Source organism: Marinobacter lipolyticus SM19 (assembly GCF_000397065.2).
GTDB lineage: Bacteria > Pseudomonadota > Gammaproteobacteria > Pseudomonadales > Oleiphilaceae > Marinobacter > Marinobacter lipolyticus.
Map to the genome: position 1 here is coordinate 234413 of NZ_KE007327.1, position 11882 is coordinate 246294.

General features: G+C 57.2%; 11 protein-coding genes. 8 read left to right on the forward strand and 3 right to left on the reverse strand.

Features of this window, described 5'->3' with window-relative positions:
* Positions 1 to 22 precede the first annotated feature (22 nt).
* A complete protein-coding gene (gene rph / locus MARLIPOL_RS15665) occupies positions 23 to 739 on the reverse strand; it encodes a ribonuclease PH (protein WP_012139271.1) in 717 nt (238 codons plus the stop codon).
* A gap of 191 nt (positions 740 to 930) precedes the next feature.
* On the opposite strand from rph, the gene MARLIPOL_RS15670 reads away from it, so the two are divergent.
* The 5 genes from MARLIPOL_RS15670 to MARLIPOL_RS15690 all read left to right on the forward strand — a co-directional run bounded on the left by MARLIPOL_RS15670 (position 931) and on the right by MARLIPOL_RS15690 (position 5626).
* Positions 931 to 1797: a YicC/YloC family endoribonuclease gene (locus tag MARLIPOL_RS15670; protein WP_012139272.1), complete on the forward strand. Its 867-nt coding sequence runs from the start codon at positions 931 to 933 to the stop codon at positions 1795 to 1797.
* A gap of 105 nt (positions 1798 to 1902) precedes the next feature.
* The gene (gene gmk / locus MARLIPOL_RS15675) at positions 1903 to 2535 is read left to right on the forward strand and encodes a guanylate kinase (RefSeq protein WP_012139273.1); all 633 of its coding nucleotides are present in this window, start codon (positions 1903 to 1905) and stop codon (positions 2533 to 2535) included.
* Between the two features lie 91 nt (positions 2536 to 2626).
* A complete protein-coding gene (gene rpoZ, locus MARLIPOL_RS15680) occupies positions 2627 to 2839 on the forward strand; it encodes a DNA-directed RNA polymerase subunit omega (RefSeq protein ID WP_012139274.1) in 213 nt (70 codons plus the stop codon).
* A 182-nt stretch (positions 2840 to 3021) separates the two neighbouring features.
* Positions 3022 to 5154 (forward strand): RelA/SpoT family protein, encoded by a 2133-nt coding sequence (locus MARLIPOL_RS15685; RefSeq protein ID WP_036192014.1) that lies wholly within the window; start codon positions 3022 to 3024, stop codon positions 5152 to 5154.
* Positions 5155 to 5239: 85 nt separating this feature from the next.
* Complete coding sequence (locus MARLIPOL_RS15690; protein ID WP_012139276.1) at positions 5240 to 5626, forward strand: RidA family protein; 387 nt, start codon at positions 5240 to 5242, stop codon at positions 5624 to 5626.
* Between the two features lie 51 nt (positions 5627 to 5677).
* On the opposite strand, the gene MARLIPOL_RS15695 is transcribed toward MARLIPOL_RS15690, so the two are convergent.
* A complete protein-coding gene (locus MARLIPOL_RS15695) occupies positions 5678 to 6547 on the reverse strand; it encodes an NAD-dependent epimerase/dehydratase family protein (RefSeq protein WP_012139277.1) in 870 nt (289 codons plus the stop codon).
* Between the two features lie 111 nt (positions 6548 to 6658).
* On the opposite strand from MARLIPOL_RS15695, the gene MARLIPOL_RS15700 reads away from it, so the two are divergent.
* Genes MARLIPOL_RS15700 through MARLIPOL_RS15710 form a run of 3 tightly spaced genes read left to right on the forward strand, consistent with a single transcriptional unit; the run spans position 6659 to position 11112 of the window.
* Positions 6659 to 7618, forward strand: a complete 960-nt coding sequence (locus tag MARLIPOL_RS15700; protein WP_012139278.1) for a hydrogen peroxide-inducible genes activator — start codon at positions 6659 to 6661, stop codon at positions 7616 to 7618.
* 8 nt (positions 7619 to 7626) lie between these two features.
* Positions 7627 to 9702, forward strand: coding sequence for an ATP-dependent DNA helicase RecG (gene recG / locus MARLIPOL_RS15705; RefSeq protein ID WP_012139279.1), 2076 nt, complete (start codon positions 7627 to 7629; stop codon positions 9700 to 9702).
* A 45-nt stretch (positions 9703 to 9747) separates the two neighbouring features.
* Complete coding sequence (locus MARLIPOL_RS15710; RefSeq protein ID WP_012139280.1) at positions 9748 to 11112, forward strand: aminoacyl-tRNA deacylase and HDOD domain-containing protein; 1365 nt, start codon at positions 9748 to 9750, stop codon at positions 11110 to 11112.
* 303 nt (positions 11113 to 11415) lie between these two features.
* Here MARLIPOL_RS15710 and MARLIPOL_RS15715 read toward each other — a convergent pair whose 3' ends face one another.
* Positions 11416 to 11871 carry a DUF2489 domain-containing protein gene (locus tag MARLIPOL_RS15715; protein ID WP_012139281.1) on the reverse strand — a complete coding sequence of 152 codons (456 nt, stop codon included), beginning with the start codon at positions 11869 to 11871 and terminating at the stop codon, positions 11416 to 11418.
* Positions 11872 to 11882 lie beyond the last annotated feature (11 nt).

The window sequence follows — 11882 nt, forward strand, 5'->3', positions numbered from 1 at the left end:
CGACTCTCACAAGCCCCGGAAATCACCCCTCCAGAGCTGCCTTCTGAATCTCAAACAGCTGATCAATACCCTTCTTCGCCAGCGCCAGCATGCTGTCCAGTTCTTCCTGAACAAACGGCGCACCCTCGGCAGTACCCTGAATCTCGATAAAGCCACCCTGATCGGTCATGATGACGTTCATGTCGGTTTCGGCTTCGGAATCTTCCGGGTAGTCCAGGTCGACCACCGGCGTGCCTTTGTAAACGCCAACCGACAGCGCCGCTACCATCTGCTTCAGCGGTGATTCCTTCAGGCGCTTTTCAGCGACCAGGTGGTTCAGCGCATCGACCAGGGCCACGCAGCCGCCGGTGATGGCTGCAGTGCGGGTGCCGCCGTCAGCCTGGATGACGTCGCAGTCGATGGTGATGGAGTGTTCGCCCAGAGCGTTCAAATCAACTGCCGCACGCAGGGAGCGGCCGATCAGGCGCTGGATTTCGACGGTGCGGCCGCCCTGTTTTCCGCGGGCGGCTTCGCGGCCCATGCGGCTGCCGGTGGAACGGGGCAGCATGCCGTATTCGGCGGTGATCCAGCCTTTGCCTTCGCCGCGCAGGAACGGCGGTACCTTGTTTTCGACAGACGCGGTGCAGATGACCTTGGTGTCGCCGAACTCGATCAGTACGGAGCCTTCTGCGTGGCGGGTGTAGTTGCGGGTAATTCGGATGTCTCTCGGTTGTTCCGGAGTTCTTCCGCTTGGTCGCATAGTGTTTCCTGATAGTGGTAGTGGGTGTCCGGGCGTTTTACCCGGTTGTTGAATATATGGAAGACCGCCGAGTATAACACGGGGAATTTCCGGTCTCTGCCGTGGATGATCACGGTGTTGGTGGGGTTCGCGGTTTTGCACGCTGGCCTGCTAAACTTGAACGATTGCATTTGATGACAAGCGGAGTCGCCATGATCAGAAGTATGACTGCCTTTGCCCGACAGGATACCCAGGGAGAATGGGGAACACTGACGTGTGAGATTCGCACAGTGAACCATCGGTACCTGGAGCCGTCCTTTCGGCTACCGGAGGCGCTCCGTGAGTTGGAGAATGCATTCCGGGATGAGATACGCCAGCAGCTCAAGCGTGGAAAGGTGGATGTGTCCATGCGCCTGCAAACGGCTGAGAGTGCGAGTCAGGAATTCGAGGTCTGTGAAGAGATGGCTCATGCGGTGAACGAGGCGGCTAACCACATCAATCGGATGCTGGATAACCCTGCCCACATCAGTGCCCTGGATATCCTGCGCTGGCCGGGTGTGCTGTCGGTCAAGGAGATGGACTATAGCCCGGCACAGAAGGCTGCGGGAGAGCTGTTCAAGCGAACGGTCGCGGAGCTGGTAACTGTTCGTGAGCGGGAGGGCGAGCGTTTGCGTCCGCTGTTTGAGGATCGTCTCGAGACCATGAGTGAATTCGTCAGTGAGGTGCGCAGCCTGATGCCGGAATTGCTGAAGGCCCAGGAGAGGAATCTGAAGGATCGGTTCGAGAAGGCGAAAGTTGAGTTGGACCCGGAGCGGGTCGCTCAGGAGATGGTGATGCTGGCCCAGAAGAGTGACGTGGCAGAGGAGCTGGACCGCCTGGAGGCTCATATCACCGAGGTATCGGAAACCCTGCAGTCGGATGGCGCCATCGGTCGTCGCCTGGATTTCCTGATGCAGGAGCTCAACCGCGAGGCCAATACACTCAGCAGCAAGAGTATCGACGCCCGAGTGACCCGCGTGGCGGTGGATCTCAAGGTGCTGATCGAGCAAATGCGGGAGCAGGTGCAGAACCTGGAGTAAGGGATTTCCGCATCGTGTATAATCCCGCCCCTTGTTATTTGCGGCAGCGGGTTGTGACCGGCGGGATGCCGCGGAATTCAGTCAGGATCCGGAGTGTTGTGCACCATGAGCCAGGTAGTTGAACAAGGTACCCTCTATGTGATTTCGGCCCCTTCCGGGGCGGGGAAAACCAGCCTTGTGGCTGAAATGCTGCGCAGTGATGAGAAATTGGGAGTATCGGTTTCCCATACCACCCGCCCGATGCGAGAGGGTGAGCAGGACGGGGTGAACTACCATTTCGTCAGTCGTGACACCTTTGAAGCAATGATTGGTCGTGGCGATTTTCTCGAACACGCGGATGTGTTCGGTAACTATTATGGTACGTCCCAGGTCTGGGTGCGTGAAACGCTCGCCAAGGGCCGGGAGGTGATTCTGGAAATCGACTGGCAGGGCGCTGAGCAGGTGCGTCGGCTCATTCCGGAGTGTGTTGGCATTTTCATCGTGCCGCCATCCCCGGAAGTGTTGCGCGCGCGTTTGACCGGTCGCGGTACCGACGCGCCGGAGGTGGTTGAGCGCAGGCTGCAGGAAGCTGCCGATGAGTGCAGTCACGCGGTCGAATTCGATTACCTGGTGGTGAACGATGACTTTGGTGTGGCGCTCGATGATCTGTTGGCAATAGTTCGCGGCCAGCGCCTGCGAATGACGGCCCAGCAGGTTCGCCATAAGGGCTTGCTGGCGCGCCTGTCGGCACAGGGTTGACGTCGCGTTTCCGCTGTATACAAATTGAACCGGCCGCAGTAAACTATGCGGTCTGCTGAAACAGTCATTTTTTTATTTTGTCGGGGAATTTATGGCACGAGTTACCGTTGAAGATTGTCTGGAAAACGTTGATAACCGTTTCCAGCTGGTTATGCTGGCTACCAAGCGCGCTCGCCAGATTGCCACCAAGGGCTTCGAGCCGATGGTGCCGGAAGAGAATGACAAGCCTACGGTTATTGCCCTGCGTGAAATTGCCGAGGGCAAGGTTACCCGCAGTCTCCTGACGGAAGAAGATCCCGAGTAAGTCTCGGCGGCCGGGAGAGATCCCTGGCAACTTGCCTTAAGCATTGAATTCTGTCCCTGTCGTTTTATAGTGTATCTATAAGGCATAACTGGAAGGACAGTGGAAGGACCCGGATGCTTGCATTCGGGTTTTTTTGTTCCCGATTCTCACTCTTTACTCTTCAATCTTTACTGGGAGGCGCGGTGTCGGCAGAGGCAACGGTTGAAGGACTGGCGAAAGAGCTCAGCTCCTATCTGGATACCAATCGCATCAACCAGGTGCGACGGGCCTACTATTATGCCGAACAAGCCCACGAAGGCCAGATGCGCCGCAGTGGCGACCGTTACATCACCCACCCCCTGGCGGTTGCCCATATCCTTGCTGACCTGAAACTGGACCATCAGAGCCTGATGGCGGCTATGCTTCACGACGTCATTGAAGACACCGGCATTCCCAAGGATGCCCTGTCGGACCAGTTTGGCGAGGATGTCGCCGAGCTGGTGGACGGTGTCAGCAAGCTGACCCAGATCGAATTCCGCTCCCGTGCCGAAGCCCAGGCCGAAAACTTCCAGAAGATGACCCTGGCGATGGCCCGGGATATCCGCGTGATTCTGGTGAAGCTGGCGGACCGCCTGCACAATATGCGCACCCTTGGGCCGATGCCCTATGAAAAGCGTCTGCGCATTGCCACTGAAACCCTTGATATCTATGCCCCCATTGCCAATCGCCTGGGCATGCACTCGATATGCACCGAGCTGGAAGATCTGGGCTTTTCGTCCCTGTATCCGATGCGCTCACGCTACATTTCCAAGGCGGTAGAGAAGCTGAGGGGCAGTCACCGGGAAATCATCGATGAGATTCGTGGCAGGCTCCAGGAGAAGCTGGAAGAGCGAGGGTTACCGGGCCGCATCCTGGGGCGCGAAAAACACCTGAACAGCATCTACAACAAGATGAAGTTCAAGCAGAAGTCGTTCCACGAAATCATGGACGTGTACGCCTTCCGCATCATTACCGATACCGAGGACGACTGCTACCGCATTCTGGGTGCTGTGCACAGCCTGTACAAGCCACTGCCCGGGCGATTCAAGGATTACATCGCCATGCCCAAGGCCAATGGCTACCAATCCCTGCACACCACGCTATTCGGCATGCATGTGAACATCGAGATCCAGATCCGTACCGAGGAAATGGAGCACATCGCGAACAACGGTATTGCCGCGCATTGGATGTACAAGAACGAACCCAGCAGCGTGACCAGTGTGAACCAATCCCGTGTGGATCGGTGGGTGCAGGGTTTGATGGAAATGCGGGAGCGGGCGGATGATTCCCTGGAATTTATCGAACACGTCAAGGTTGACCTGTTCCCGGATGAAATCTACGTATTCACGCCCAAGGGCAAGATTATGGAGCTGCCCAGCGGTGCGACACCGGTGGACTTCGCTTACGCCATCCACACTGATATTGGTAATGCCACGGTCGCCTGCCGAATTAATCGTAACCTGGGGTCATTGAGTCAGCCGCTGCAGAGTGGCCAGACCGTGGAGGTCATCACCGCCCCTGGAGCGCGCCCGAACCCTGCGTGGCTGAGTTTCGTTGTTACCGGCAAGGCACGCAGCAGCATCCGCCACGTGCTGAAGAATCAGAAGCGGACTGAATCCCTGGAACTGGGCAAGGCCTTGCTGAAGAAATCCCTCAAGGGTTTTGGTACCAGTTTGTCCAAAATCAGCGACAGTCAGATCGATGCGGTGGTCAAGCATAATCAGGTCACCAGTATGGATGATCTGGTCAGTGAGATTGGTTTGGGTAATCGGATGGCCTATCTGGTGGCCCGGCAATTGGTCAGTGGTGAGTCGGAAACCGCCGATACAGGATCCGATGACCAATCCCGGGGTAGCCCAGTGACAATTCGTGGCACCGAGGGCCTGTTGGTTCGTTTTGCCAGTTGCTGCAAGCCGATTCCCGGAGATCCGGTGGTGGGTATTATGGACTCGGGCAAGGGCATGATGATCCATTCCGACACATGCTCTCGTCTGCCCGAGGACGATGAAGGTCGGGCACGTCTGACCCATCTGAAGTGGGCCAAGGACATTACTGATGAGTTTTCCGTTGAATTGCGCGTAGAGCTGGAGCGTCAGCGTGGTGTGATTGCCGAGGTGGCGAACGCTGTCGCCATGGCTGACGGCAATATCGAGCGCATCAACGTGGAAGAACAGAATGCGCGGCTGGGCGTTGTCAGTCTGGTGGTGCATGTCAACGGGCGCCGCCACCTGGCGAGAGTCATGCGGCGAATTCGCAATATTCGCGCCGTAACCCACATCAACCGGGTGCGTCACTAACCCGGAATGCCGACCAACGGCTGGTTGACAGGGTGCGCTCCAAGGGGCGACGATTGGCGTTTTGGAAGAGAGGAACCCAAAGGTCATGACCAATAAATCGATTATCCAGACCGAAAACGCACCCCAGGCAATCGGTACCTATTCCCAGGCGGTGAAAGCTGGCGATACCGTATACCTGTCGGGCCAGATTCCTCTGGTACCGGAAACCATGGAAGTGGTTGCCGGTGATTTCGCCGCCAAGACCCGTCAGGTGTTCGAGAACCTGAAAGCGGTCTGCGAAGCCAGTGGTGGTGAGCTGAAGGACATCGTCAAACTCAACATCTACATGACGGACCTGGCTAACTTTGCCACAGTCAACGAAATCATGGCGACGTATTTCCAGGAGCCATACCCTGCCCGTGCTGCTGTCGGTGTTGCGGCACTGCCAAAGGGTGTGCCCATTGAGATGGAAGCGGTGATGGTTCTGAGCTGATTGGCAAAGGCCAGTAGCGAGAAAAGCGGCCACTTGAACGGGCCGCTTTTTTTATGGGCGCTCGGCAATCATTTCCCGATAGCCTGCCCGGAAATCCGGGTAGCGAAAGTGGTAACCGCTGCCCAGCAACCGCTGGTTACTGCACCGTTTGCTGCCGGCCCGGCCGCCGATACGGGCATCGGCTTTCGGAGTGGCGCAAGGCTGCTGCTCCTGAACCCATTGGACCACCTCATCCAGCCTGACCGGTTCGCAATCGCTGGCAATGTAGCAGTTATCGATGTCTTCGCCACTGAGTGACTTGTGGAGCAGGTGAGCGACGACCGCTGCTGCGTCGGCTTCGTGAATGCGGTTACTGAACGGGCCGGGACTGACCGGATTCATGTTGCCGGCGACCACCGCATCCAGAAAGCGCCGGCGAGAGGGTCCGTAAATCCCGCTGAAACGAACAACGGTGGTGGCGAACCCGCTGTCCAGTGCGAGATTCTCGCCGGCCAGTATGGTCTGGCCACTGAAGCGCGATGGTTTCGTCGGGCTCGATTCGTCGACCCAGCTATCATCGTCCTGAGCGTAGACACTGGTGCTGCTTATGAAGATCAGACGTTGAAGTGTCTGGCCCGACAGCGCGTGCAGCAGGTTGTTCAGGCCGTTCACATAGGCATCCTGATAGCCCTGCTCATCATAGCTGGAGGGAGTCAGGCAATAGATCACGGCATCAAGTTGGTCAGGTATGACGCTATTAAGCTGGTCTGCCTGCAAAAGATCGGCGCCCAGTGGATGAATGGCGGCGGGTATCCTGTCCGGGTTTCGTCTGAGTCCGAACACTTCGGCCTGCTCGCTCAGTAATGAGGCAATGCTGCCACCCAGCTTGCCACAGCCGGCGACAAGAATTCGCGGCAGTTTATTGCTTTCAGTGATTGCCATAGACAATTTCAATCCTTATGCTTTGGCGTATCGACCAAAGGGACATTTAAATACACCGACCTCTGACCCGGACGAATTTTTGACCTGGAAAAACCCTGACCGGAGCTCACCATGACTCTCACCGAGTTACGATACGTTGTTACCCTGGCACGGGAAAGGCATTTTGGCCGCGCTGCCGAGCGCTGTCATGTCAGTCAGCCCACACTGAGTGTGGCGGTGAAGAAGCTGGAAGACGAACTCGGTATTCCCCTGTTTGAACGAAGTAAAAGCAGTATCCGTGTCACCGAAACCGGTCTGCGTATTATTGAACAGGCCCAGCGCGTTCTGGATCAGGTTGGTGTGATCAAGGACATGGCCCAGGACGGCAAGAACCAGCTGAACTCTCCGTTGAAAGTCGGTGCTATTTATACCATTGGTCCGTACCTCTTTCCTCACCTTTTGCCTGAATTACGGCGTGCCGCACCGGATATGCCGTTGTTCATAGAAGAAAACTACACCGCCAGCCTGCGCCAGAAGCTCCGTCACTCAGAGCTGGATGCCATTATTATCGCGCTGCCGTTCGAAGAGCCTGAAGTAGTAACCCTGCCGCTGTATGACGAGCCGTTCGTCGTCCTGCTGCCTGCAGGCCACCCGCTGGCGGAGCGAGAAAGCCTGACCGCGGAAGAACTGGCAAAGGAACAACTGCTGTTGCTTGGCCCCGGCCACTGTTTCCGGGATCAGGTACTGGAGTCCTGCCCGCCATTGGTGGAAGCCGTTACCCGTCATGCCGGTGCGACTTCCCCGGCACTGGTCACCGAGGGCAGCTCCCTTGAAACCATTCGCCACATGGTCGCTTCCGGGCTGGGTATTACCGTGCTGCCACTCTCAGCAGCTACCGCCATGCAGTATCACGAAGACATCCTGGCGGTTCGACCGTTCGCCCCACCGGTGCCGTTCCGTACGGTGGCTCTGGCATGGCGGGTGACATTCCCACGTCCGAAAGCCATCGATGTATTGTCGCTGGCGGCGAGCCAGTGTCGTGTCATTGAAAAGGCAAAATCCGATACCCCGGCCGTTGCAGCCAGCGCCTGAGGCCTGCCATGACCTCACTGGATGATATTCCGGTCACCACACTCAAGGGCGTAGGCAGCGCCCTGGCGGACCGGCTTGCCAAGCTGGGGATACACTCCCTGCAGGATCTGTTGTTTCATCTGCCCCATCGGTACGAAGACCGCACCCGGATCATCCCCATGGGAAATCTGCGCATTGGCGATGTCGGTGTGGTGGAAGGCGAGGTGATGAAAACCGATCTGGTCATGGGGCGGCGGCGCAGCCTGCAGGTCACCCTGAAGGACCACAGCGGCTTCCTGGTCATGCGGTTTTTTCACTTCAACGCAGCCCAGAAGAACCAGCTGACCGAAGGCACTCGGGTACGCTGCTTTGGCGAAGTCCGCCCTGGCCGGGCCGGCTACGAGTTTTACCACCCCGAGTATCAGACCAATCCGCCCCCGATGCCTGCGGAAGGTGAGGCTACCCTGACACCGGTGTACCCCCTGACGGAAGGTATCCAGCAGCCGCGGGTGCGTTCCCTGTGTGAACAGGCCTTGTCCTACCTGAAACGCTATCCCATTCGTGACTGGTTGCCTGCGGCTCTGCTGGCGGACTATCAACTGCCCGGTATCACGGATGCCGTAGCGCTGGTGCATTCGCCTCCTGCCAACGCTCCGGTTCACTTGTTAATGGAAGGCAAGCACCCGGCCCAGCAACGGCTGGTGATGGAAGAGTTGCTGGCCCACCAGCTCAGCCTGCTGCAGGTCAGGGAGCAGATCCAGGCGAAGGAAGCTTTGCCGTTGTTACCCACCGGCGACCTTGTGGAACGCTTTCTGGATGCCTTGCCCTTCCGCCTGACCGGAGCCCAGCAGTACGTTGTCGGTGAGATCCGCCAGGATCTCAGTCAGCCGTTGCCGATGTTGCGCCTGGTCCAGGGCGATGTTGGCTCGGGGAAAACCGTGGTGGCCGCGTTGGCGGCGCTGCAAACCATAGGCGCAGGGGCTCAGGTTGCGTTGATGGCTCCTACCGAAATTCTCGCGGAACAGCATTACCACAACTTCCGGGAATGGCTCGAGCCACTGGGTATTCGTCTGGCCTGGCTATCCGGCAAGGTCAAGGGCAAGGCCCGGCGGGAAGCGCTGGAACAGGTCAGTAGTGGTGAGGCGACGGTGGCCATTGGCACCCATGCACTGTTCCAGGACGATGTGGTGTTCAATCGTCTGGCCCTGGTGATCGTCGATGAGCAACACCGCTTTGGTGTCCATCAACGCCTGGCATTGCGCGAGAAAGGGGTGGGTGGTTCTCTTGCTCCTCATCAGCTGATCATGACGGCAACGCCGATTCCGAGAACCCTGGCCATGAGCGCCTATGCCGACCTGGATACTTCGGTGATCGATGAATTGCCGCCCGGGAGAAAGCCTATTGAAACCATCGCGATACCCGATAGCCGCCGGGACGATGTGGTCGATCGGGTTCGCAACGCCTGCCAGGAGGGACGCCAGGCCTATTGGGTCTGTACACTGATTGAAGAATCCGAAGCGCTACAGTGTCAGGCAGCGGAGGTTACCGCCCAGGAGTTGTCGGAGCGCCTGCCGGACCTGACAATTGGGCTGGTTCACGGGCGTCTGAAAGCGGCGGAAAAAGCCGAGGTTATGGCCCGGTTCAAGCATGGGGAGTTGGACCTGTTGGTGGCAACAACGGTCATCGAGGTTGGCGTGGATGTCCCCAACGCCTCGCTTATCATCATCGAAAACCCGGAGCGGCTGGGGCTTGCACAGTTGCACCAGCTGCGAGGTCGAGTGGGGCGGGGTGAACAGGCCAGCTTCTGTGTCCTGATGTATCACCCGCCACTGTCCCTGAATGGCAAAGCCAGGTTGCAGGCTCTGCGTGATAGCCAGGATGGTTTTGTGATCGCGGAGAAAGACCTGGAAATTCGTGGGCCGGGTGAGGTGCTGGGAACGCGTCAAACCGGCATGATGCAGTTTCGATTGGCTGATTTCGAGCGTGACAAAGGTTGGATTGAGCCAATCCGGGAAATGGCACCGGGGTTGATGAAACAGCCCGAAGTAGTCGGTGGCCTGATTCGTCGTTGGCTGGGTGAGAGAATTCGATACGGCGACGTCTAAAGTCATTGTGTCACGAGGTGGCACGTCAGACATTGGGGAATAACCATGGAATTACCGGTTTCGGTCCGGGAAGCGCTGGGCGACAATGCGGGGGAGGTGGCCCTGCGGGATATACGTCAGGCAGAGAGTGACCAGTTGCTGAGAATGGTGTTGCTCAGTGACGATCAGGGAAACGTGCAGGCCATCTGCCGGCATGATGATCTTCTTGATATCAATTCGCTCAATCGCCAACTTGGGCGGGATCTGCGGGTGATGAAGCGTCGTGAGCAGCTGAGAGTCAGGGAGCGCGCGGGGCTGACGGAATTGCCGGCGTTGCCGTCACTGACCGGATGGCCCACTATTGTGGACAATCGCGTGGACAGCCTGGAGGCCATCGCCATCGTTCTCGGTTCGCAAGACCTGGCCATGGTGATGCCAAGTGAGGATTTTCGTGCGATGACCGCTCAGGGTGAGAGGGCGGATTTTGCGGTGGCTCCGGAAAGCATCCGGATCAATCTGGATTACCCGGAGAAGGATCTGGATCAGCTCCATTCTGCCATCAAGAGATTCACCGGGCTGAGAATCCAGCAGCGCCTGGAAGATACGCTCGAGCTGCCACCACTTCCCGAGACTGCCCAGCGTATTATTCGCTTGCGTGTAAATCCCAACGCGGAGATGGGGGACCTGGTTGATATTGTCGAGAGTGATCCCAGTCTGGCGGCACAAATCGTGAGTTGGGCTTCATCGTCCTTTTATGCTGCGGCCGGACAGGTCCGGTCGGTGCATGACGCCGTCTCACGGGTGCTGGGGTTCGATCTGGTGATGAACCTGTCAATGGGGCTGGCCCTCGGCCGGGCTCTTGCCAAACCAAATGACCACCCGGAAGGGTATGTGGATTATTGGCAGCAGGCCATCTGGCAGGCTCAGGCCGCGAGCATTCTGAGTACGATGATGCCTCGTGGTGAGCGCCCCGTATCCGGTCTGGCGTATCTGGCCGGACTGTTACACAACTTTGGTTATCTGGTATTGGCTCAGGTTTTCCCTCCGCATTTCAAGCTCGTGTGTCGCTCACTGGAGGTGAATGCCAACATGGACCCCGCGGTGACCGAACAATATTTGCTGGGAATAACCCGCGAGCAGATAGCGGCCGAGCTTATGCAGAACTGGGGGATGCCCGATGAGGTAGTCCTGGCTATTCGCTATCAGAAAAACCCGGACTACGACGGTGCGCACAGTGCCTACGCCAGATTACTTTGGTTAGGTCGTCAGTTACTCACAAAACGTGGTGTGGTTTTGGGAGGCAGTGAAGAAATACCCCGGTCCCTTTACGAATCACTGGGACTTGATCAGGCTGCCGTCGAAGAGCAATTTGACAAACTGGTCGGGAACAAGGCCAGCGTCATGGCCATGGCCGGCATGATGACGTCTTGATTTTACTATAAAAAAGCCGGCCAAAAGGCCGGCAAGCTCACCCGCTTGTTGCAGAGTCGTCCAAACTTATCAGGAGAAAACAACGTAAGGTGTCCGCAGAGATTGGGTAGGACTACCTTGTCTTTAAATTTAGACGATGAGCTTGAAATTAAAAGTCAACCTTGGTAACGAAAATCGGTCAGGTTGACTGTTTCATTTTTTAAACACTGGAATACGTTGATTTCCAAAGTTAAATACCCCTGGGTTCTTGGTATTCCTGTTACAAAATGTTACAAATTAATCCGGCGGGAGTAAGGGTTAACGTCAGAAGGTGTGATGCCGAAGGGCGGTTGCCGCACGACGGATCGCGTCCGCGTTCTTTTCTTCTATGGTACGGCGTTCTTTGTCCATCTTTTCGATGAAGCGGGTGTTCGTAGCCTGCCGAGCCCTATGCGTCGGCATATGCTGGATCTGGTCGTAGACTTCCTGGAAGACCCGGAAGGGTGACTGTGCCAGCAGCTCCGGAGCTACGTGGTCCAGTAATCCCTTCAGCCGCAGACAGGCCTCTGAGTATTCGACCTGATCCTCTTCGACCGCCATGGCAATGACATGGATGCTTTCCACCATGGATTGCCGGCGTTCCGACTGGAACGCCCGGTTTTTGTCTGCCCGCTTGCGGTATGTCTTCAGCAGTCTGGCCTGGCGCACAATGAAAGCCGAAAGCACGGCGATGGCGATCAGGCCAGCAATAATCAGTGTCCACTGGAGCCACACGGGCATAGGTTCATCCT